Annotated in this window: 22 protein-coding genes; 8 read left to right on the forward strand and 14 right to left on the reverse strand. The window is 68.6% G+C overall.

All coding sequences use genetic code 11. The features are described 5' to 3' along the window. Positions 1-6: 6 nt before the first annotated feature. The 3 genes from V8246_RS07125 to nirK are packed head-to-tail and all read right to left on the reverse strand — an operon-like array spanning position 7 to position 2415. Entirely contained in the window at positions 7-570 is a 564-nt protein-coding gene (locus tag V8246_RS07125) for an SCO family protein (protein ID WP_336188560.1), read from the reverse strand. Continuing rightward, positions 567-1340: an SUMF1/EgtB/PvdO family nonheme iron enzyme gene (locus tag V8246_RS07130; protein WP_336188561.1), complete on the reverse strand. Its 774-nt coding sequence runs from the start codon at positions 1338-1340 to the stop codon at positions 567-569. Before V8246_RS07130 ends, V8246_RS07125 begins: the two co-directional genes overlap by 4 nt. Before the next feature lie 16 nt (positions 1341-1356). Beyond that, positions 1357-2415, reverse strand: coding sequence for a copper-containing nitrite reductase (nirK, locus tag V8246_RS07135; RefSeq protein WP_162108216.1), 1059 nt, complete (start codon positions 2413-2415; stop codon positions 1357-1359). Positions 2416-2677: 262 nt separating this feature from the next. Between nirK and V8246_RS07140 the strand changes: the two genes are divergently transcribed. Further along, positions 2678-4693 carry a TonB-dependent copper receptor gene (locus tag V8246_RS07140; RefSeq protein ID WP_336189065.1) on the forward strand — a complete coding sequence of 672 codons (2016 nt, stop codon included), beginning with the start codon at positions 2678-2680 and terminating at the stop codon, positions 4691-4693. 176 nt (positions 4694-4869) lie between these two features. Here the strand turns inward: V8246_RS07140 and V8246_RS07145 are convergent, their stop codons facing one another. The 5 genes from V8246_RS07145 to V8246_RS07165 are packed head-to-tail and all read right to left on the reverse strand — an operon-like array spanning position 4870 to position 8171. Beyond that, a complete protein-coding gene (locus V8246_RS07145) occupies positions 4870-6105 on the reverse strand; it encodes a hypothetical protein (protein WP_336188562.1) in 1236 nt (411 codons plus the stop codon). Further along, complete coding sequence (locus V8246_RS07150) at positions 6102-6368, reverse strand: DUF2249 domain-containing protein (protein ID WP_336188563.1); 267 nt, start codon at positions 6366-6368, stop codon at positions 6102-6104. Before V8246_RS07150 ends, V8246_RS07145 begins: the two co-directional genes overlap by 4 nt. Further along, positions 6353-6502 carry a hypothetical protein gene (locus tag V8246_RS07155; protein WP_162108212.1) on the reverse strand — a complete coding sequence of 50 codons (150 nt, stop codon included), beginning with the start codon at positions 6500-6502 and terminating at the stop codon, positions 6353-6355. Before V8246_RS07155 ends, V8246_RS07150 begins: the two co-directional genes overlap by 16 nt. A 5-nt stretch (positions 6503-6507) precedes the next feature. Then, on the reverse strand, positions 6508-6918 hold the full coding sequence (locus tag V8246_RS07160) for a SirB2 family protein (protein WP_313221289.1): 411 nt from the start codon (positions 6916-6918) through the stop codon (positions 6508-6510). Continuing rightward, the gene (locus V8246_RS07165; protein WP_336188564.1) at positions 6915-8171 is read right to left on the reverse strand and encodes an NnrS family protein; all 1257 of its coding nucleotides are present in this window, start codon (positions 8169-8171) and stop codon (positions 6915-6917) included. Before V8246_RS07165 ends, V8246_RS07160 begins: the two co-directional genes overlap by 4 nt. A gap of 165 nt (positions 8172-8336) precedes the next feature. On the opposite strand from V8246_RS07165, the gene V8246_RS07170 reads away from it, so the two are divergent. After that, positions 8337-8582, forward strand: a complete 246-nt coding sequence (locus tag V8246_RS07170) for a hypothetical protein (RefSeq protein ID WP_185894354.1) — start codon at positions 8337-8339, stop codon at positions 8580-8582. Between the two features lie 32 nt (positions 8583-8614). On the opposite strand, the gene V8246_RS07175 is transcribed toward V8246_RS07170, so the two are convergent. The 6 genes from V8246_RS07175 to hemN form a co-directional block, all read right to left on the reverse strand. After that, complete coding sequence (locus V8246_RS07175) at positions 8615-8884, reverse strand: hypothetical protein (RefSeq protein WP_271248984.1); 270 nt, start codon at positions 8882-8884, stop codon at positions 8615-8617. Between the two features lie 40 nt (positions 8885-8924). Next, positions 8925-9218, reverse strand: a complete 294-nt coding sequence (locus tag V8246_RS07180) for a hypothetical protein (protein ID WP_271248985.1) — start codon at positions 9216-9218, stop codon at positions 8925-8927. Positions 9219-9521: 303 nt separating this feature from the next. Continuing rightward, the gene (locus tag V8246_RS07185; RefSeq protein WP_336188565.1) at positions 9522-9968 is read right to left on the reverse strand and encodes a hypothetical protein; all 447 of its coding nucleotides are present in this window, start codon (positions 9966-9968) and stop codon (positions 9522-9524) included. Between the two features lie 312 nt (positions 9969-10280). Next, positions 10281-12554 (reverse strand): nitric-oxide reductase large subunit, encoded by a 2274-nt coding sequence (locus tag V8246_RS07190; protein ID WP_336188566.1) that lies wholly within the window; start codon positions 12552-12554, stop codon positions 10281-10283. Positions 12555-12765: 211 nt separating this feature from the next. After that, positions 12766-13521, reverse strand: a complete 756-nt coding sequence (locus V8246_RS07195) for a helix-turn-helix domain-containing protein (protein ID WP_245125781.1) — start codon at positions 13519-13521, stop codon at positions 12766-12768. A gap of 19 nt (positions 13522-13540) precedes the next feature. Beyond that, positions 13541-14938: an oxygen-independent coproporphyrinogen III oxidase gene (hemN, locus tag V8246_RS07200; protein WP_162108207.1), complete on the reverse strand. Its 1398-nt coding sequence runs from the start codon at positions 14936-14938 to the stop codon at positions 13541-13543. Positions 14939-15096: 158 nt separating this feature from the next. On the opposite strand from hemN, the gene V8246_RS07205 reads away from it, so the two are divergent. The 6 genes from V8246_RS07205 (at position 15097) to napA (ending at position 20484) form a co-directional block, all read left to right on the forward strand. Further along, positions 15097-16341 carry a molybdopterin molybdotransferase MoeA gene (locus V8246_RS07205; RefSeq protein WP_336188567.1) on the forward strand — a complete coding sequence of 415 codons (1245 nt, stop codon included), beginning with the start codon at positions 15097-15099 and terminating at the stop codon, positions 16339-16341. Then, positions 16338-16913, forward strand: a complete 576-nt coding sequence (locus tag V8246_RS07210) for a molybdenum cofactor guanylyltransferase (protein WP_336188568.1) — start codon at positions 16338-16340, stop codon at positions 16911-16913. The genes V8246_RS07205 and V8246_RS07210 overlap by 4 nt, the downstream gene beginning before the upstream one ends. A gap of 82 nt (positions 16914-16995) precedes the next feature. Next, positions 16996-17166, forward strand: coding sequence for a periplasmic nitrate reductase, NapE protein (locus V8246_RS07215; protein ID WP_336188569.1), 171 nt, complete (start codon positions 16996-16998; stop codon positions 17164-17166). A gap of 3 nt (positions 17167-17169) precedes the next feature. After that, on the forward strand, positions 17170-17682 hold the full coding sequence (gene napF, locus V8246_RS07220; protein WP_336188570.1) for a ferredoxin-type protein NapF: 513 nt from the start codon (positions 17170-17172) through the stop codon (positions 17680-17682). Further along, on the forward strand, positions 17679-18008 hold the full coding sequence (locus tag V8246_RS07225; protein ID WP_336188571.1) for a chaperone NapD: 330 nt from the start codon (positions 17679-17681) through the stop codon (positions 18006-18008). The genes napF and V8246_RS07225 overlap by 4 nt, the downstream gene beginning before the upstream one ends. Next, complete coding sequence (gene napA, locus V8246_RS07230; RefSeq protein WP_336188572.1) at positions 17992-20484, forward strand: periplasmic nitrate reductase subunit alpha; 2493 nt, start codon at positions 17992-17994, stop codon at positions 20482-20484. Before V8246_RS07225 ends, napA begins: the two co-directional genes overlap by 17 nt. Positions 20485-20493 lie beyond the last annotated feature (9 nt).

Genomic DNA, 20493 nt, shown 5'->3' on the forward strand with positions numbered 1-20493 from the left:
ATGACATCACGGTCCGGCGAGCAGCGCCTTGACCTGGGTCAGGAACTGCGGATCCGCGGCGGCACCGGTCACCTCGCTGCGCGCACGCACGCGGCCGTCGGCGTCCAGCAGCACCAGCACGCTGGTGTGGTTGATGCTGCCGTCGTCGCGGAACCGGTAGCGCACGTCCAGTACGCTGGCGATGGCGCGCACGTCGTCGGCCGCGGGTGTGAGGAACCGCCAGCCGTCCGGCACGCGGTGGCGCTGCGCGACGTCCCGCATCGCGGACGGGGTGTCGCGTGCCGGGTCCAGGCTGACCATGACCACGCCCAGCCGCCGGCGCTCGGCGGGCGACAGCTGCTTCTGCACGCTCTTGGCGTTCTCGATGATCAGCGGGCACATCAGGTGGCAGTTCGTATAGAACATCGACACCAGCCGGGGCTGGCCGCGCAGCGAGGACCAGGCGACCGGTTGTCCGTCGGCGGCCTGCGTGCCCGCCTGCAGGTGGTAGACCGAATCGCCGGGCAGCGGCTGCGCGCGCAGCGGCGCGGCGAGGACCAGCAGGGAAAGGAACAGGGAGGCGATCTTCATGGCGTGCTCCTGGCACAGCGGAAACCGAGGTTGCCCAGCGTGGCGTCGGGTGGCAGCGCGGAGAGCAGCACGAAGCGCTTGACCACACCATAGTCGCCGGGGTCGTTGAAGCTCATGGCCGTGGCGCCGCAGTAGCGCAGGGCATCGCCGTCCTGCTGGCCGCGACGGTCGCCGTCGCCCAGCAGCGAGGCGACATCCTCGCTCCATTCCCAGTGCGCGCCGTGCAGGCCATGGACGCCGTAGGCATTGGCAGGCGCGTCCGCGGCCGCATCGATGGCGTGGGGCGTGCCGTCGTTGACCTGGCGCATCCGCCACGCGCCATCGGCGCGCGCGTCGCGGCGCGTGGCGTCGGCGGCGGCCGCGTATTCCCATTCGACGAAGCGCGGCAGCCGCGCCTGCTGCGCGCGGCAGTAGGCATCGGCGGCGTACCAGTTGATGTGCACGACCGGCGCGTCCGGATCGAGCGCCGGCCCGGGTGCGTCGGCCGTGGTCCAGTGGCCCAAATAGCCCGGGCTGGCGAATACCGCGGGAATGCGGTCGCGTCGCCACTGCGGCTGGCGCGCGAGGAATCCGGCGAAATCGCGATTGCTGACAGGCCGTGCCATCAGCGCGAACGAGGGCACCCGCACCACGCGGGTGTCCTCCTCGAAGCGCACGGACGAACGGAAATCGCCGCCCTCGATGCGCCGGTATCCGCTGTCCGCGTCGCCGGCGATGGCGAACGCCGATGCCAGCGCGAGCAGCAGGAACGTGGCGGTCGAAGGCGGCATCCGTTTCATCCTGTCCTCACTTGCCGGCCGCCGGCTTGGCTTCCGGATACTCGATGTCGTGCTGCTGGCCCGTGTAGATGTCGGGATTCTTCTGTCCCTCCACCTTCAGGATGCCCAGCGAACCCTTGTGGAACGTGCGGAAGATGCTGTGGTCCACCAGCACGAAGTTGCCGGGCACGTCGGCCTTGAACTCGACCATGGCCGAACCGCCGGCGGGGATCAGCGTGGTCTGCACGTTCTCCTGGTACTTGCTGCCGCCTTCGGTGTAGACCTTGTCGAAGATCTCGCCGATCACGTGGAAGCTGGACACCAGGTTCGGGCCGCCGTTGCCGACGAACATGCGGATGGTTTCGCCCGCCTTCGCCGTCAGTGCGTTGTCGCCCTGCAGCGCGTCCACCGAGCCGTTGAACACCACGTAGGTGGGATGCTCGTCGATCGCCTTCTCCAGGCTGAAGGGCTGCAGGCCGGGCTCGCCGTACGCGCCTTCGGTGTAGAAGTCGCCCTGCACCACGTAGAACTCCTTGTCCACCGGCGGCAGGCCTTCTTCCGGCTCCACCAGGATCAGGCCGTACATGCCGTTGGCGATGTGCATGCCGACCGGCGCCATCGCGCAGTGGTAGATGTACAGGCCGGGGTTCAGCGCCTTGAAGGAGAACTGCGTTTCATGCCCCGGCAGGGTGAACGTGGCTTCCGCACCGCCGCCCTGGCCGGTGACGGCATGCAGGTCGATGTTGTGCGACATGTGCGAGTCGTGGCGGTTCTTCAGCTTGAACTCCACCGTGTCGCCCTTGCGCACGCGGATGAAGCTGCCGGGCACGGTGCCGCCGAACGTCCAGAAGTTGTAGGTCACGCCATCGGCCATGCGCATGTCCTTCTCGATCATCTCCAGGTCGACGACGACATGGGCCGGGGTCTTGCGCGTGATCGGCGGGGGCACCATCGGCGGCGCCGTCATCACGGCGTGGATGGTTTCGCCGGCCGGCGTGATGCGGCCGCCCTGTTCGCCGGCGAAGGCGGGGGCAGCGGACAGTGCCGCGAGTGCGCAGGCGAGCAGGGAGGGGTACAGGCGTTTCATGGTGCGTTCCTCGGTCGATCATCGGTGGGTGTGCGGCCATGGTGGAAATGCACGCACGGCACCTCGTTGATCTGAATCAATCGGAAGGGCGCGAACGCACGGATTCGCGCAGGGGCTTGACTCACGTCAAGCGCGCGCATCGATGCGACACCTTGTCGCATCTGCGCTCCAGGGTGCGTCGCGAGAATGGCGGCATCACACGAGGAGAAGCGTCATGAACCGTAATCTGCTGTGCATGGCCCTGCTGGGCGCGCTCGCGAACATGCCGATCGCGCATGCACAGGAATCGCACGCCGCGCTGCACGCCGATGCGATGCCCGCCACCACGCTGGACGGCATCGTCGTGGTCGGCGTGGCGCCCGCCATGGCCACCACCTTCATCACCGATCCCAAACTGCCGCGGCAGCCGGTGCCGGCCAGCGACGGAGCGGACTACCTGAAGACCATTCCCGGCTTCGCCACGCTGCGCAGCGGCGGTACCAACGGCGATCCGGTGCTGCGTGGCATGTTCGGCTCGCGCATCAACCTGATGACCAACGACGGCGCGATGAGCGGCGCCTGTCCCTCGCGCATGGACAACGCGCTGTCGTACATCGCGCCGGAAACCTACGACCGCCTGATCGTCGTCAAGGGGCCGCAGACGGTGCTGTGGGGCGGCGGCGCTTCCGCCGGCACGGTGCGCTTCGAGCGCGAGATCCCGTACTTCGCCGAGCCGGGCGTGCAGGCCACCGGCAGCCTGCTGGCCGGCAGCCGCGACCGCAACGACCAGGTGCTGGACATCAGCGCCGGTACGCCGCGAGGCTATGCGCGCGTGTCCGCCAACCGTTCCGAGGCCGACGACTACCAGGACGGCAATGGCGACGGGGTGCCGTCGGCATGGAAGAAGTGGAATACAGACGCCGCGCTCGGCTGGACGCCCGACGAAGACACGGTGCTGGAACTCAGCGCCGGCATCGGCGACGCCCAGGCGCGCTACGCCGGCCGCGGCATGGACGGCGCGCAGTTCCGCCGCGACAGCCTGGGCCTGCGCTTCGAGAAGAAGCATATCGGCGGCGTGCTCGATGCCGTGGTCGCCAACGTCTACCAGAACGACGTGGACCACGTGATGGACAACTACAGCCTGCGCGACCCCGATCCCACCGGCAGCATGCCCATGCCGATGGCCAGCAACGTGGCGCACCGCACGCGCGGCGGCCGCGTCGCCACCACCTGGCAGTCCGGGCGCTGGGAAGTGACCACAGGCGTGGACCTGCGCGACAGCCGGCACCGCAGGCGCAGCGCCAGCGGGCGGGGAGCCTACCTCGCGCTGCCGTGGAGCGTGGACGCCAAGTTCCACAGCTGGGGCGCCTTCGCCGAATCGCACTGGCACATCACCGATACCCACCACGTGATGAGCGGCGTGCGCGTCGACCGCGCCGAGGCGCAGGACCTGCGCGCCAGCACCGGCGGCATGATGCCGATGCCCAATCCCACCGCCGGTATGGTCCGCAGGGAGACGTTGCCCAGTGCGTTCGTCCGCTACGAGCACGACATGGGTGGCCGCTGGGGCGCGTATGCCGGCCTCGGCCACACGCAGCGCATGCCCGACTACTGGGAGCTGTTCTCGCCCACGCGCGGCCCAGTCGGTGCGCCTAACGCTTTTGCCGGCGTGCAGCCCGAGCGCACCACGCAGCTGGACATCGGCCTGCAGTTCAACGGTGCCAAGGTGGACGCCTGGGCCTCGCTGTACGCGGGCCGCGTGCAGGACTTCATCCTGTTCGACTACACCGCAGGGATGATGGGCAGCACCACCCGCGCACACAACGTGGACGCCCGTATCCGCGGCGGCGAAGCGGGCATCGACTGGCGTCCCGCCCAGAGCTGGAAACTGTCGGGCGCCGCGTCCTACGCCTGGGGCGAAGGACGCGATACCGGCACGGCGCTGCCGCAGATGCCGCCGCTGGAGGCGCGCCTGTCGGTCAGCCATGAACGCGGGCCATGGTCGTGGGGCGCGCTGTGGCGCGTGGCGGCCGCGCAGGACCGGGTGAGCACCACGCAGGGCAATGTGGTCGGACGCGACCTGGGGCCGAGCGCGGGCTTTGCGGTGTTCTCGCTCAACGGGGGCTATCGCTTCAGCGATCGCCTGCAGCTCGCGGCGGGCATCGACAACCTGTTCGACCGCGCCTACAGCGAGCACCTCAACCTGGGCGGCAACAGCGCCTTCGGCTATCCGGCCGATCCGGTGCGCATCAACGAGCCTGGCCGCACCGCCTGGATGAAGCTCAACCTGCGCTACTGACGCACCGGTATCGGCTGACAACGGCGTCGAGCGGTCGCTGGCCCTCGATGCCGTTCGTTCTGCGAGGAATCAAGAGGCCCTTGCCGCTATCCGACCCAGTGGAACGCGTGGTTCGACAGGCCTGCCACGAACGGCCCGTCGTTCGTGACTTCCAGGACGAGGACGGTGCTGGAACATCAGTCGCCAGCGCACCGCCACGTCGCCGCCTGCCGCCAGCAGCGCCATTGCCCGTGCAGGCTCACCGCATAGGCGAGCGCGATCGCCAGGCCGGCGCCGCGGGCGAGGGCCGGCGCGAATGCGGCCGCCACCAGCCATGCGCCCGCGACGGCATGCAGGACGAATGCGCGCCGCCTGTCCGCTTCCTCGAACAGGCTGCCCACGCCGGGCACACGGACGCCGCGCGGTACGCGCTGGCGCAACGCGATCCAGGTGAGGAAGGCGGTGATCTCCAGCGCCATGCCGACGACCAGCAGCGGCAGGCCGACCCCCAGTACCAGGACGCCGAGCGGCACCAGCGGCACGTCGGGTCGCAGCACGAGCAGGCTGGCGGCGAACAGGCACGCACAGCCGGCCTGCCAGAAACGGCGCAGGACCGGATTGCGACGATGCGGTGCGCGCGCCTGCAGCACGCATACGGCGAGGGCGAACGCGGCCGGCGGCCACGCCGCGAGGCGCCAGGCGCTGTCGGGGAGCACGTCCGCCAGTGTCGCCACCGCGATGCCCAGCGTCAGCATCGATGCGACCTGCCAGGTGCGCAATGCAGGGACCGGCAGCGCGCGCGTGCCCTGCAGCATCGGTAGCGTCACTCCGCCCACCGCGGCCAGCAATCCCAGCACCCAGCCGATGACGCCGAAGGCCGCGTGCACGTCCACCATGTCCGCGGCCGCAGGCCCGCGCCAACCGGTGCGTGCCGCCAGCAACAGCAGGCCCAGTGCCGCCGTCGCGATCAACGCGAGCAGCGCCAGGCCGATGCCTTCGCGCACCACGCGTGCGCCTTTGCCGCGAATGACGGCCGCCAGTGCCAGCAGCGCGAAGATCGCCAGCGATCCGCCCAGCAGTCCGCTCGCCGGCAGGGCCAGTGCGTGCGAAGACACGGCGAACGTCGCCAGCAGCAGGACCAGGCCGGCGTTGAACGCTGCATGCAGCCACGGCACGACACGCGTGCCCGGCAAGGGACTGCCGGCGGCGACGGGCAGGAACTGCACCAGGCTGCCCAGCATCGCGTTGCCCAGCAGGCCCAGCGCGAACACGTGCACCAGCACGAGCGTCGCGGGCGTCCAGCGCGACAGCAGCGCGATCTCGCCTTGCCGGGCCAGCCACAGCCCCGCCACGGCGCCCCACGCCAGCGCCGCGATCAGGAAGCGCATCGGCAGCGACGGCCGCGGCGCCGACGCGAACGCCAGTCCGCTCATGCCGCCTGCGGGGGCTCCAGTACATGCCGGTCGGCGACGTGGCAGATCGCGATGCAGGCGTTGCCCGCTTCGGTATCGCGCACCTGGTATGCGAATCCCCACTGGTCCAGGATCGGCAGCAGCGGCGCGGGAAACAGCGGCGTCTGCGCCACCAGGCGCTCACCGCGCTGCAGGGTGCGCAGGCAGTCGAGGATGCGCTCCATCGGCTCCGGTGCCGCCAGGTCGCGCAGGTCCAGCCGCACCAGGGTCAGGGCATGTGCCATGCGTCCGGCTCCGGGTCCTGGTGGTCGGGCGCGCAGTCCAGCGACAGCCCGGCGGCGTCCAGCGATTCGCGCACGCAGCAGGCGCAGGTCGCGAAGGCTTCGGGCAACAGTCCGGTATCGAAAGCGGTATCCATGGCGTTCAACTCCCCAGCCACAGCAGCCAGCCCCACGGATCGTGGGCGCGGGCGATGCCATACACCTGCAGGAAGCACAGCACCGCCGCGACCACCAGTGCGGTGCGCGCACCGTTGCCGCGTGCGGGACGGAACGCGGCGATGCCCAGCCCCACGTAGGCGACCAGGAAGGCGATCTTCACCGTCAGCCAGCCGTTGGCGAACATGCCCGCCGGCAGGATCGTCAGCAGCATCATCGCGCCGGTCAGCAGCACGGTGTCGATGGTGTAGCTGGTGTAGCGCACCACCGCCGCGCGCGGCCAGCGCATGCCGGCCAGCAGCGCGAGTGCGCGCAGCGCGAACAGCGTGCCGCTGGTCATCGCCGCGCCCATGTGGACCAGCTTGATGTCGGGGTAGAAGGTCATCATGGCGCTCATCCGGGCCTCCCGTCGGCACGCGGTCGCAGGTAGATGCCACCGATGCGCCCGACCCACGGCGCCAGCGCCAGCAGCCAGCCCACGGCGGCGGCGGCCTGCCACGCCATCGCATCCGGCGCGACATCGGCCACGATGCGCATCACCGCCACCCCCTGGATCGCGACGAAGGCGAACCACGCCACCTTCGGCATCTCCAGCGGTCGTCCGGAATGGCCCTGCGTCACCCGCGTGACCATCGCCACCAGCAGGCTGCCGAAGAAACCGATGAACATCGCATGCATCGGCGCGCGCCCCAGCACGAACTCGCCCGTCGCCAGGAAGGTGATGCTCTGCACCCCGTACAGCAGGAAAGTGATGGGCAACCATGCGGTGCCGACGAACAGCACGGCCAGCAGTCCCGGCATGCGCCCGCGCGGCCACCAGCGATGCACCGCCCACGCGGTCAGCACCAGCAGCGGCACGTCGGCCAGCCACAGCCAGGCGTAGGCGTGCGCCAGTTCCAGGCCCAGATGCGCCATCAGCAGGGCCCACACCGCGCCCAGCCATGGCAGCGAGCGCCACGGCACGTAGCCCGGCACCACGTTGCCGGCGAAGAACGGGAACATGCGGTGCGCCACCGTCACGTACACCGGCAGCAGCAGGCCGAAGCCACCGAGCTTGATGCTGGCGAACGCCCACGTGGGCGACGCGCCCAGCGCGAAGGCGATGAACATCACCAGCCCCAGCCAGCCCAGCAGCAAGCCGGCGAAGCAGGAGCGCGCGTGCCAGGTACTGGCGGTGTCGTCCGCGAGCAACCGGCCCAGCGTCAGCAGTGCCGTGGTCCAGCCGGCCAGCGCCATCCACAGGCCGACGGTCAGCCCCGCCTGCCAGCCCGCCACGCCCAGCAGGATGGCCAGCTGTCCGCCCATCAGGCCCAGGCCCACCGGCACGTAATGCCAGCGCTTCAGGTCGGCCATGCCCATCCAGCGCGGGAACACGGTCAGCAGGAAGCCGAAGATGAAGCTGGGCAGCACCAGGTACTGCATCAGGAACGCATGCAGCCAGCCGGCGTAGATCGGTGTCTGCGGCATCGTCCACAGGCTCCAGCGCGTGGCCACCAGCCACAGCGCCCACCACAGCATCGCCAGCAATACGTTGCCGGCGCCGATGAAGAACATCAGCCGATGCGGTGCATGCGCCAGCCACGCCGGCGAGAGGCCGGCCTGCGGCGGCGCGGCGCGCGGACGGGGCGGGGGAACGATGTCGATCTTCATGGGTGCCAGCGTGCCCGCCCCGACCCGCGACCGCCTTGACGTGGGTCAGGCCGGGCGCGATTCGCATGCCTGCGTCGCCTTGATTCCGGTCAAGGCCGTGCGCGTGGCGAACGCCTACAGTCCTGCCATCCGCGCCAGCGCGCACCCACGACCACAGGAAGCCCGATGTCCGACCACGCCCATGCACCCTCCGCGCAACGCCAGCAGGCCATGACCGAGGCCCTGCGCGCCTGGGACCCGGAAGCCGAAGTCAGCCTGGAAGCCGGCACCGGCCGGCTGATGGTGATGACCACGCTGCCCACCGAGCGCGTGATCGCCATCCTCAAGGAGGTCGGCGAACACGCCGAAGCCGGTGACAGCGAACCGCGCGGTCACAAGGCGGGGCAGTGCTGTGGTGGGTGTTCGCATTGATCCGTCGCCCCCCAAGGCGCGGGCGCTTTGGGTCATGTCCGGCGACGGGGCACCTGTCGCAGGTAGAGGGTTCCGCCGAGGAGGCTGATGAAAGCGCCTCCGATGAAGTACGCGTTGTGGACCAGATCGTCGTGTCTACTGATGTAGGTGACTTTTCCATGGTTGTTGAATGCGACGACCTGTCCGCGCTCCGGCCGTGGAATCGCAGGGCGCTCGTTGGACAAATAGGAAGGCACCATGATCGAACCCACGAGGACGATGGCCGCACCGACCAGCATCATGGAGATGGAAAGAAATCGCATGCAGTTCTCCTGGCGGGATTGGCCACGTTCGCGAGAAGCCTCACGTGCCATCCACGCAGACATGCCGTACCACGTCATCTTCGATCTGCTTGAAGCACCCGTACGTGCGGATCGAATCGGAGCAACTGCCGATGGCAGGACCGCCCTTGGGGATGTCGGCGGCCACCAGACAGCGGCCCTCGCATTGCCGATTGTCCGTGCAGATCTTTCTTGCATCGCGTGCGGGGAAATCGCAGACATAAGGCCCGCCGGGCGGCAGCCCCCGGCGCTCCCACCAGCCGCCGACCAGGGAGCAAGCGGCTTCGGTTTCCGGAAGCTGGGGCTTGCGGGCCATCGGGATATCGACGAGCTGGGCTGGAAGCGAAGGCGCCGGACGCGAGCACCCCGTCGATGACATGACCGCCAGGCAGACCAACAGCAATCCGGGGTATCTCATGGTGTGCCTGCATGGATACGGTTCATGACAAGGGAATGTACGCGACCCGACGGCCAGGCGCATTGACGCCTAGTTCATAGGTTGGGGTAAGCCTGCAAACCCCAACAGTGTGATCTTTATCCGCCGAGAGGATTCTTGCTCCATGGTCGAGTCGGTGTGGGTACTGGGCTTTGCTCAGCCCAGCCCGTGAGCCTTTCCGCATCAGAATATCTTCCACCACGGACGCTTGGCCTGCTTCATGCCGGGCGATGCAGCTTCTTCGGCCGCCTCGGCGGCTTCGGCCATTTCCCCATCCGCCCCGTACTCTTCCCCTTCGTCGCCCACCACGCGGGCGCCGAGCGCCTGGGCGATCTCGAACATCTTGGCCAGGATTTCCCTGTCCGGATTCTTGGCCACGATGCCGCCTGAGCCGGGGTAGAGCCAGGCCATGTTGCCGTCGACGCCATGTCCGGAATATGCGGTCCAGACCGCAATGCCGTCGTGCTCAGTGCGGAAGACGTCGCCGTTTTCCATGGTCGCTTCCGCGTAGCCGTCCAGCCGCATTTCGGGGTCCGATGCGATGTAGGCCTTCCAGTCCTCCAGCGATATCTCCGGTCCGTCTTCGTCGAACCATTCGGTCTTGCGGGTGATATGGATTTCGTAGCCCATGATCGCTCCATCGATTGCATCGGGTTCACTTGAGGTGGAAACACCAGTCGCCAGCTAGCGGCGATGTCCGCCGCCTCGGTGGATGTTAGTGGCAAAACGCTGCGCAGAGTTTGCGCCGGGCGAGCTTCCGGACGTACATGGGTTCGCGGCTTCGGCGCCCCTCATCCGGCCTTCGGCCACCTTCTCCCCGTGAACGGGGAGAAGGATTCCAATCTGATGCCCACGCAAAAAAGAGAGCCGCTTGCGCGGCTCTCTGGCTGCAACCTGCAGCAGGTGGCCCGGCATCCCCATCCGCGGATGCCGGTTCCAGGGTCAGGCTTCGCTCGGTTGCGCGGCGGGCAGGGGCTCGCGGCGCGGGGCCACCCACAGGCGGAACACGAACCAGGCCAGCGCCACCGCGCCCACGCTGAACAGCGTGTCGGCCGGCACCCGCATCCACACCAGCATCTCCACGATCGGCTGCTGCATGAACTCGGCCGAGCGCGCGTACCAGTAACCGTGGTCGATCGAGGCGATCAGCTGCAGGATGCCCAGCGGTAGCAGGGTGAAGGCGGCCATGCCGGCCAGGCCGATGTTGAGCGCCCAGAACGCCGTCTTCAGCAGCTTCTCGTTCCACGCCACGTCCGGCTTCAGACCGCGCAGGCAGAACAGCATCAGGCCGATGCCCAGCATGCCGTACACACCGAACATCGCCGTGTGGCCATGGTTGGCGGTCAGGTTCAGGCCCTGCATGTAGTACAGCGGCAGCGGCGGGTTGATCAGGAAGCCGAACAGGCCGGCGCCCACCAGGTTCCAGAACGAGACCGCCAGGAAGAACATGATCGGCCACTTGTACTTCGCCATCCACGGCGTGGCCTTGCCCAGCTTGTAGTTGTGGTAGGCCTCGAAGCCGACATAGGCCAGCGGCACCACTTCCAGCGCGGAGAAGCTCGCACCCAGGGCGATCACCGACGGCGTGGTGCCGGTGAAGTACAGGTGGTGCAGCGTGCCCAGCACGCCGCCGGCCATGAACACGATGGTGGCGAACAGCACCGTGAGCGTCGCGCTGCGGACCTGCAGCAGGCCCAGGCGGGTGAACAGGAAGGCGATCACCGCCACCGCGAAGACCTCGAAGAAGCCTTCCACCCACAGGTGCACGACCCACCAGCGCCAGTATTCGACCATCGACAGGTGCGTGTGCTCGCCCCACATCAGGCCGGCCGCGTAGAACAGGCCGATGCACACCACCGACAGGAACAGCAGGCCCACGATCGAACGCGAATCGTCGCCCTTGCGGATCGCCGGCCACAGCGCGCGTCCCACCAGGGTCAGCCACAACAGCAGGCCGACAAAGAGGAACCATTGCCAGAAGCGGCCCAGGTCCACGTATTCCCAGCCCTGGTGGCCGAACCAGAAGTTCCTGGCCAGCCCCAGCTTCTGCATCACCGCCAGCCACTGGCCGGTGAAGGAACCGACCACGATGATCAACAGGCACGCCCACAGGACGTTCACCCCCAGGCGCTGGAACTTCGGCTCGTGTCCGGAAATCGCCGGGGCGATGTACAGGCCCATGCCCAGCCAGGCGGTCGCGATCCACAGCACCGCCAGTTGGGTATGCCAGGTGCGCGTGAGCGAGTAGGGCAGGATTTCGGCGAGCGCGAAGCCGTAGGCCTCCTGGCCTTCGACCTGGTAGTGCGCCGTGGTCGCGCCCAGCAGGATCTGCACCAGGAACAGCGCGATCACCACCCAGAAGTACTTGGCGGTGGCGCGCATCGAGGGCGTCACCTTGATCGCGGCCAGCGGGTCCTTCTTCGGCAGCACCGGCACCATTTCCTCGCCATGGCTGGTGGCGTAGTGCCAGCCCAGCAGGCCGATGCCGGCGATCAGGAACAGCACGCTGAACACCGTCCAGATGAGCAGGTTGGACGCCGGCGTGTTGCCGACCAGCGCGTCATGCGGCCAGTTGGCGGTGTAGGTGATCTCCGAGCCGGGGCGCTCGGTGACCGACGCCCACGATGCCCACCAGTAGAACGCGGTCAGCTGGCGACGGTGCTCGGCATCGGCCACGGTGTCGTTGCGCATGGCGTAGGCCTCGCGCAGCTCCGCGGTGGAAGGGTCGTGGCCGAACAGGCGCTGGTAGTGGTCGGCGACCTGGCCCATGGCCTGCGCGCGATCGGCATCGACCGTGATGGTGCCGGTGGCGGCGTCGTAGGTGTTGGGCCGCAACAGTGACTGCACGCGCTTGGCGTAGGCGGCCTGGGTGGCTTCGTCCAGCGTCTTGTAGCTGTCCGCGCCGGTGTCGCGCTTGGCCCACAGGTCGAGGATCGCCTCCGCTTCGCGGTGCAGCCAGTCCGCGCCCCAGTCGGGCGCCACGTAACCGCCGTGGCCCCAGATGGAGCCCAGCTGCTGGCCACCGATGGACTGCCACACCTGGCGGCCGGTCTCGATGTCCTGGCGGGTGTAGACCACCTTGCCGTCGGTGGTGACCACCTGTTCGGGCATGGGTGGCGCCTGGCGGTAGGTCTCGCTGCCGACCCATAGCAGGACGGCGAACGACGCCATGAGCAGGGCCGCCAACCCCACCCACAACTTGCGTGTCGAATTCATGATGCGGCTCTCCTCGGGAAACGGCCGCATCATCGGCGCCCCGGCACGGGGGCTCCATGACGCAGGTCAAGCGGGGGAGGAATCGCAGGAAAGCAGTCGTTGGCAGCCTGCATGAATGCTGTGGGAGCGACGTAAGTCGCGAACCGATGGGTCAAGACCCCAGACGCGATCGCGACTCACGTCGCTCCCACATCTGCATCCAGGCGCGGCCTCAATCCCGCAGCACGCTCAGCGCGAGGGCTTCCAGGCGGGGCAGGTCGAGGATCTCGACATCGCGCTGCTTGATGTGCAGCAGGCCGTCCTGCTCGAAACGGCGCAGCACGCGGCTGACGGTTTCCGGCGCCTGGCGCAAGTAGTTGGCGATGTCGGTACGCGCCATGGTCAGCTGGAACCGGCGCGGCGAGAATCCACGCGCGGCCAGCCGGCGCGACAGGCCGATCAGGAAGGCGGCCATGCGCTCGTCGGCGGTATTGTCGCGGGCGAACAGCGAGGCCACGCCGATGTCGCGGCTCATCAGCTTGAACAGGTGTTGCTGCAGGTTGGGCAGGCGCGTGGCCAGCAGGGCGATCTTCGGGAACGAGAAGCGGCACAGCATCACCGTGTCCAGGGCGATGGCGTTGCAGGGATAGCGGTCGCCGTGGATCGCGTTCAGGCCGATGACTTCGCCGGGCAGGTGGAAGCCGAGCACCTGCTCGTGCCCGTTGCGGTCGATCTGGTAGGTCTTCACCGTGCCCGCCCGCACCGCGGCGATGGCGCCGAACGGATCGCCCTCGCGGAACACGTGTTCGCCGGCGCGCAGTGGGCCGACGTGTTCGACCAGCACATGCAGGTCCATCAGCGCCCGCTTGTCCATGCCCTCGGACAGACAGGCCTGCGAGAACGCGCAGGTGGAGCAGAAGCTCAGCGCATCGCCGTCGTCGGCGACGATGCTCGCATCCGTGCGCGGGAAGACCAGCGGCGAGCTCATGCGGACACTCCCGGAGTGGTCAGACGGTGCGCGAGAAGCGAGGCGTCGAGGCTGCAGCGGTGGGCAGGTAGCGGTCGAAGCACATGGCGATGATACGCAACAGCATCCGTCCGCGCGAGGTGGCCCGCAATCCGTCCGGGCGCAGTTCCACCAGTCCGTCGTCCTGCAGCGGGCGCAGCCGCTGCAGGGCGTCGGCGAAGTAAGTCGTGAACTCGATCACATGCCGGCGGCCCAGATCGCGGTAGTCCAGCGTGCCGTGGCACATCAGCTGCTGGATCACGTCGGCGCGGATCACGTCGTCTTCCTCCAGCCGCATGCCGCGCCACACGGGCAGGCGGCCCTGGTCGATGGCCTGTTCCCAGCTGCCCAGGTCGCGCGGGTTCTGGCTGAAGCTCGGGCCGATGTGGCTGATGGCGCTTACGCCCAGGCCCACCAGGTCGCTCTCGGCATGGGTGGTGTAGCCCATGAAGTTGCGGTGCAGGTCGCCACGTTGCTGCGCCTGCGCCAGGCTGTCGCCAGGCAGGGCGAAGTGGTCCATGCCGATGTAGACGTAGCCGGCTTCGCCCAGCTTGTCGATCGCGCATTGCAGCAGGCCCAGTTTGACCTCCGGCGAAGGCAGGTCCTCGGCGTTGATGCGCTGCTGCGGGCGGAACATCGACGGCAGGTGCGCGTAGCTGTAGATCGCCAGGCGGTCGGGCCGCGCCTCCAGGGTGATGTCGAGCGTGCGCGAGAAGCCCTCAAGGCTCTGCTTCGGCAGGCCGTAGATCAGGTCCACGTTCACCGACTGCAGGCCATGCGTGCGGCAGGCGTCGATGATCGCCAGCGTCTGCTCCACGCTCTGGATGCGGTTGACCGCGCGCTGCACTTCGGGGTCGAAATCCTGCACGCCCAGGCTGGCGCGGTTGAAGCCGGCGGCGGCGAGCGCGCCGACGTCGTCCGGGGTGATGAAGCGCGGATCCAGTTCGATCGAACAGTCCAGCCGCGCCGGTGCGGCGAAGGAGAAGTGCCGCCGCAGCACGTCCATCACTTCGGCGATCTGCGCCGGGGTAAGGAAGTTGGGCGTGCCGCCGCCGAAATGCACCTGCTCCACGTCGCGGTCGCGGTCGAACAGCGCCGAGGCCATCGCCACTTCGCGGTACAGCCGCGTCAGGTAGGCCGCGCCGCGCGCGGTGTCGCGGGTGATGATGCGGTTGCAGCCGCAGTAGAAGCACGGGCTGGTGCAGAACGGGATGTGCAGGTACAGCGACAGCGGCCGCGGGATGGGGTCGCCGTTGCTGGTCGCCGCCATGGCGCGCAGGTCGCTCTCGTCGAAGCCGGGCGAGAACTGCGGCGCCGTGGGATACGAGGTGTAGCGCGGCCCCGGCGTGTCGTAGCGCCGCAGCAGGTCGGGATCGAACAGGGAGGACAGGTTGGCCATGGAGGCAGCCTAGGCCCGCACCACGCGACTGTCCTTGATATGGGTCAATCGGCTGCGGCTTGCGGTCGCAGGTTCAGTCGCATGAAGGCGTGGCGGCGGCTGGCAAAGGCCGGCGGCCGGCACTAGGCTGGGCCAGGCGTTGTCGGCGAGGGGACAGGGTGATCGGTTACCGGGAAGCGGTGGAGCGGCTGCGCGGCGGCGCGGACCGGCTGGGCGTGCAGCCCTGTGCCCCCGGCGATGCCGTCGGTCGCGTGCTTGCCCACGAGGTGGTCAGCCCGGTAGCGCTGCCGCCGTTCGACAACGCGGCGCTGGATGGCGTTGCGCTGGTCGCGGCCGGACGGCCGGATGCCACGGCGCAGGTGTGGGAGATCGGCGCGCGCATCGCCGCCGGACAGCCCGCGCCGCAGGACGACGCATCCGCCTGGGAGATCATGACCGGAGCACCGTTGCCGGCGCGTGCCGACTCGGTGGTACCGGTGGAGCGGATAGAGGCCTTGCCTGCCGCCGCGTCGGGCGCTTCGCGCATACGCGTGCAGGGAGACGTGGTGGTGGGCGCGAACATCCGTCGCTGCGGCGAAGACGTGCAGCCCGGGCAGTGCGTGCTGCCCGCAGGGCACGTGCTGGATCCGGCCGCCGTGATGCTGGTCGCCGGGCTGGGTATCGAGCGCATCCGGGTGGCACGGCGTCCGCGCGTGGCCGTGCTGGCGACCGGTGGCGAGATCGTGGCAGCAGGCACGCCGCTGCCGCCGGGCGGCATCCACGATGCGACCTCGCCCTATCTGCGTGCCGCGCTCGTCGCGGCAGGTGCGGAACCGGTCTTCGTGCGGCGCGTCGGCGACGAGGTCCCGGTCTTCCAGGCCGCGGTGGACGCCGCGCTGGCCGAGGGCGCGGACCTGGTGCTCAGCACGGGTGCGGTGTCGAAAGGGTGCTACGACTTCGTGCCGTCCGCGCTGCAGGCGCGCGGCGCCGAGACGCTGTTCCATGGGGTGGCGCTGCGTCCGGGCAAGCCCGTGCTGGCTGCGCGCCTGCGCGAAGGCGCGATGTTCGTCGGCCTGCCGGGCAATCCGCTGTCCACGGCGGTGGGCTTCCGTTTCCTGGTGGAGCCGCTGCTGCGCGCCTGGCTGGGCCTGCCGCCGGAAACGCCGTGCTGGCTGCCGCTGGCCGACGACTGCCGCTCGCGCGCGGGACTGCATGCCGTCCTGCACGGCACGCTGCGCTGCGACCGCGACGGTCGCCTGCATGCGCACGTGGCGCAGGCGCAGGCATCGTTCCGCCTGTTGCCGTTCTCGCAGGCGACGGCGTGGATCACGCTGCCGTCCGATCTGGGCGACGTGGGCGCGGGTACGCCCGTGCAGGTGCATGGCCTGAGCCATCTGCAGCCGCCCGCCTGGATGCCGGCATGAGCCAGACATCGCCCGCATGGCGTGCAGTGCTGCTGGCAGGTGGGCGTTCCTCGCGCATGGGCACGGACAAGGCCTTGCTGCCGTGGGGGAACGGCACGTTGTTGACGCACATGCGCGGCATGCTCATCGAGGCGGGCGCGGTCGAGGTGGTCGTCAGCGGGGACCGTCCTGACATGGGCGGCGTGCCCGATGCGACGCGCGATACCGGCCCGATGGGGGCGCTCTCACAACTGGCATCGCGTCTGACCGACGGTGCATGGATCGTCGTGCCCGTGGACATGCCGTTGCTGTCCACGGACCTGTTGCAGGCGTTGCTGACCGTCGATGCGGCATGCGCCTGCGTGGAAGGCCATCCCCTGCCGATGATGCTGCGCGTGGACGACGGCATGCGCGTGCTGATGCGTGCCGTGGGCGCGCGCGCCGGCCGGGAGCGCTCGCTGCGGGCCCTGCAGCAGGGCATCGACACGCAGCATCTGCCTGCTACGCACTTCGATCGGGCATTGCGCAACTGCAACACGCCGGAAGACTGGATCGCACTGCAGCAATCGGCGACCCAGGCCCGCAGCGGATGAGCGGGTCGGACGCGTCACATTAATGTGATAGCCTGCGTCCGCAGCACCGTCGCACCCAGTACCCACCCACAAGGTAGGCATCATGGAGCAGGGCGAAGGAACAGCCGTTGCAAGCAGACAGCAGGAGCGCCTGGCGTTCCTGCTGCTGACGCTGGTCGTGTTCCCTCTGATGGCGATCCTGTTCGTCGCCGGCTACGGCTTCCTGGTGTGGATGTGGCAGCTGCTGTTCGCCGGGCCGCCGACCGGGCCCTGAGCGATGGACGACATCCGTTCTCCTTCCCGTCGTGCCCTGCTGTTCGGTCGTGTGCCGGCCACGCCGCCACCTGCCGCATGCCGACCGCCGTGGTCGAAGTCAGAACCTGAATTCCTCGCCGCGTGCACGCGCTGCGATGCCTGCGTGCGCGCCTGCCCCGAGCAGGTGCTGTTGCGCGACGCCGACGGCCTGCCGCGCTTCGAGTCGCGCGCGGGCGAGTGCACGTTCTGCGGCGACTGCGTGGCCGCGTGCGGCAGCGGTGCGTTCGAGCCCGCGCGCGATCCGCCGTGGACGCTCGTCGCCGGCGTCGCCGACACCTGCCTGTCGGCACAGGGCGTGGTCTGCGCCAGCTGCCGCGAGGTGTGCCCCGCATCCGCGATCCGTTTGCCGCCCGGCGCGCGCGGCGCCGCCACGGTCGATCCCGAAGCATGCACGGGCTGCGGCGCCTGCGTCGTTCCCTGTCCCGTGGACGCCATCGCCCTGCATCACGCACCCGCCATGGAGGCCGTCGCTTGAACGCACCCGCTCCCGATGCCGAAGTCCACATCGCCAGCTTCGTCGTCCAGCACCGCGAAACCGCGGCCGACGCACTGGCGGCGATGATCCGCGAACATGCCGACCTCGACCTGGCGCTCGCCGGCGGCACGCGCAGCGTGGTCATCTGCGAATCCGCCGACCGCCATGCGGTGATGGCGCGTGTGGACCAGCTGCAGGCCGTGCCGGGCGTGCTGAACGTGCTGCTGGTCTACCACCACGCCGAGCCCGCGCACGCGCTCGACGAGGCACTGCCTCCCCTGTCCATCCTGTCCGCGACCGGAGATGCCCATGAGCACACGTCGTGAATTCATCCGCCACAGCGCGCTGGTCACGGCGGCCGCCGCGGCCGGCCTGCCGCTGACCGGCACCGGCAGCAACGTCGTCACCGAAGGCGACCTGACCACGCTGAAATGGGATAAGGCACCGTGCCGCTACTGCGGCACCGGCTGCGGCGTGAACGTGGCGGTGAAGGAGGGACGCGTGGTGGCCACGCACGGCGACGTGCATGCCGAGGTCAACCGCGGCATCAACTGCGTGAAGGGCTACTTCCTCTCCAAGATCCTGTACGGCGCCGACCGCCTGACCCAGCCGCTGCTGCGCAAGAAGAACGGCGCCTACGCCAAGGACGGCGAGTTCACCGGGGTGAGCTGGGACGAGGCCTTCGACGTGATGGCCGCGCAGTTCAAGCGCGTGCTCAAGGACAAGGGCAGCGACGCCATCGGCATGTTCGGTTCCGGCCAGTGGACGATCTTCGAAGGCTACGCGGCCAACAAGCTGATGAAGGCCGGGTTCCGCAGCAACCACATCGACCCCAACGCGCGCCACTGCATGGCCTCGGCGGTGGCGGGCTTCATGCGCACCTTCGGCATGGACGAGCCGATGGGCTGCTACGACGACATCGAGGCGGCCGATGCGTTCGTGCTGTGGGGTTCGAACATGGCCGAGATGCATCCGATCCTGTGGACGCGGGTGACCGACCGCCGCCTGTCGCATCCGCACGTGAAGGTGGCGGTGATGTCCACGTTCGAGCACCGCAGCTTCGAGCTGGCCGACATCCCGATCATCTTCAAGCCGCAGACCGACCTGGTGATCCTCAACTACATCGCCAACCACATCATCCGCACCGGCAAGGTCAACAAGGCGTTCGTCGACAGGCACACCACCTTCAAGCGCGGCAACGACGACATCGGCTACGGCCTGCGCCCCGAACACCCGCTGGAGGTGAAGGCGAAGAACGCCAAGGACCCCAACGGCGGGCAGCCGATCGGCTACGAGGAGTTCGCCGCCTTCGTCGCGCCGTACACGCTGGAGAAGGCCGTCGAGATGACCGGCGTGGAACGTGGCTGGCTGGAGCAGCTGGCCGAGCTGTACGCCGATCCGAAGACGAAGGTGATGTCGTTCTGGACCATGGGCTTCAACCAGCACACGCGCGGGGTGTGGGCCAACAACATGGTCTACAACATCCACCTGCTGACCGGGAAGATCGCCACCCCGGGCAACAGCCCGTTCTCGCTGACCGGGCAGCCGTCGGCCTGCGGCACGGCGCGCGAGGTGGGCACCTTCAGCCACCGCCTGCCGGCGGACATGGTGGTGACCAACCCCGAGCACCGCAAGCATGCCGAGGAGATCTGGAAGATCCCGCACGGCACCATCAATCCGAAGGTGGGCTACCACGCGGTGGAGCAGAACCGCGCGTTGAAGGACGGCAAGCTCAACGCGTACTGGGTGATGGTCAACAACAACATGCAGGCGGCGGCGAACCTGCGCGAGGAGACCTGGCCGGGGTACCGCAATCCGGACAACTTCATCGTCGTCTCCGATGCCTATCCCACGGTGACGGCGCAGGCGGCGGACCTGATCCTGCCCGCCGCGATGTGGGTGGAGAAGGAGGGCGCCTATGGCAATGCCGAGCGCCGCACGCAGTTCTGGCACCAGCTGGTGAAGGCGCCCGGGGAGGCGCGCTCGGACCTGTGGCAGCTGATGGAATTCTCCAGGCGCTTCACCACCGACGAGTGCTGGCCGGCCGAACTGCTGGCGGCCAACCCGCAGTTCAAGGGCAAGACCCTGTTCGACGTGCTGTACCGCAACGGCAACGTGGACCGGTTTCCGACCGCCGACATCGAGGCCGGTTACGCCAACGACGAATCGGCGCTGTTCGGCTTCTATGTGCAGAAGGGCCTGTTCGAGGAATACGCCGCCTTCGGCCGCGGCCATGGGCACGACCTGGCGCCGTTCGACGACTACCACAAGGCGCGCGGCCTGCGCTGGCCGGTGGTGAAGGGCAAGGAGACGCGGTGGCGCTATCGCGAAGGCGCCGATCCTTACGTGAAAGCGGGGAGCGGTTTCGAGTTCTACGGCAACAAGGACGGCAAGGCGGTGATATGGGCGCTGCCGTACGAACCGCCGGCGGAATCGCCCGACGACGACTTCGACCTGTGGCTGGTCACCGGGCGCGTGCTGGAGCACTGGCATTCGGGTTCGATGACGATGCGCGTGCCTGAGCTGTACAAGGCGTTCCCCGCCGCGGTGGTGTTCATGAATCCGGACGACGCGAAAGACCGCGGGCTCAAGCGCGGCGACGAGATCATCGTGGCCTCGCGTCGGGGCGAGATGCGCTCGCGGGTGGAGACGCGCGGGCGCAACCGCATGCCGCGCGGTGTCGTGTTCGTGCCGTGGTTCGACGCGGGCCAGCTGATCAACAAGGTCACCCTGGACGCCACCGATCCGATTTCCAAGCAGACCGACTACAAGAAGTGTGCGGTCAAGGTCGTCGCCGCCTAGGAGGCTCGC

Origin of the sequence: Pseudoxanthomonas sp. F11 (assembly GCF_037046485.1) — a bacterium.
GTDB lineage: Bacteria > Pseudomonadota > Gammaproteobacteria > Xanthomonadales > Xanthomonadaceae > Pseudoxanthomonas_A.

What these genes read in the sequence shown, in the direction of transcription:
- V8246_RS07170 (WP_185894354.1), top strand. Translation starts at nt 8,337, where the DNA reads ATGTCCGACCACGCCCATGCACCCTCCGCGCAACGCCAGCAGGCCATG.
- V8246_RS07175 (WP_271248984.1), bottom strand. Translation starts at nt 8,884, where the DNA reads ATGCGATTTCTTTCCATCTCCATGATGCTGGTCGGTGCGGCCATCGTC.
- V8246_RS07165 (WP_336188564.1), bottom strand. Translation starts at nt 8,171, where the DNA reads ATGAAGATCGACATCGTTCCCCCGCCCCGTCCGCGCGCCGCGCCGCCG.
- V8246_RS07160 (WP_313221289.1), bottom strand. Translation starts at nt 6,918, where the DNA reads ATGAGCGCCATGATGACCTTCTACCCCGACATCAAGCTGGTCCACATG.
- napA (WP_336188572.1), top strand. Translation starts at nt 17,992, where the DNA reads ATGAGCACACGTCGTGAATTCATCCGCCACAGCGCGCTGGTCACGGCG.
- V8246_RS07150 (WP_336188563.1), bottom strand. Translation starts at nt 6,368, where the DNA reads ATGGCACATGCCCTGACCCTGGTGCGGCTGGACCTGCGCGACCTGGCG.
- V8246_RS07145 (WP_336188562.1), bottom strand. Translation starts at nt 6,105, where the DNA reads ATGAGCGGACTGGCGTTCGCGTCGGCGCCGCGGCCGTCGCTGCCGATG.
- V8246_RS07210 (WP_336188568.1), top strand. Translation starts at nt 16,338, where the DNA reads ATGAGCCAGACATCGCCCGCATGGCGTGCAGTGCTGCTGGCAGGTGGG.
- V8246_RS07125 (WP_336188560.1), bottom strand. Translation starts at nt 570, where the DNA reads ATGAAGATCGCCTCCCTGTTCCTTTCCCTGCTGGTCCTCGCCGCGCCG.
- V8246_RS07195 (WP_245125781.1), bottom strand. Translation starts at nt 13,521, where the DNA reads ATGAGCTCGCCGCTGGTCTTCCCGCGCACGGATGCGAGCATCGTCGCC.
- V8246_RS07140 (WP_336189065.1), top strand. Translation starts at nt 2,678, where the DNA reads ATGCCGATCGCGCATGCACAGGAATCGCACGCCGCGCTGCACGCCGAT.
- V8246_RS07180 (WP_271248985.1), bottom strand. Translation starts at nt 9,218, where the DNA reads ATGGCCCGCAAGCCCCAGCTTCCGGAAACCGAAGCCGCTTGCTCCCTG.
- V8246_RS07185 (WP_336188565.1), bottom strand. Translation starts at nt 9,968, where the DNA reads ATGGGCTACGAAATCCATATCACCCGCAAGACCGAATGGTTCGACGAA.
- V8246_RS07190 (WP_336188566.1), bottom strand. Translation starts at nt 12,554, where the DNA reads ATGAATTCGACACGCAAGTTGTGGGTGGGGTTGGCGGCCCTGCTCATG.
- V8246_RS07215 (WP_336188569.1), top strand. Translation starts at nt 16,996, where the DNA reads ATGGAGCAGGGCGAAGGAACAGCCGTTGCAAGCAGACAGCAGGAGCGC.
- nirK (WP_162108216.1), bottom strand. Translation starts at nt 2,415, where the DNA reads ATGAAACGCCTGTACCCCTCCCTGCTCGCCTGCGCACTCGCGGCACTG.
- napF (WP_336188570.1), top strand. Translation starts at nt 17,170, where the DNA reads ATGGACGACATCCGTTCTCCTTCCCGTCGTGCCCTGCTGTTCGGTCGT.
- hemN (WP_162108207.1), bottom strand. Translation starts at nt 14,938, where the DNA reads ATGGCCAACCTGTCCTCCCTGTTCGATCCCGACCTGCTGCGGCGCTAC.
- V8246_RS07155 (WP_162108212.1), bottom strand. Translation starts at nt 6,502, where the DNA reads ATGGATACCGCTTTCGATACCGGACTGTTGCCCGAAGCCTTCGCGACC.
- V8246_RS07130 (WP_336188561.1), bottom strand. Translation starts at nt 1,340, where the DNA reads ATGCCGCCTTCGACCGCCACGTTCCTGCTGCTCGCGCTGGCATCGGCG.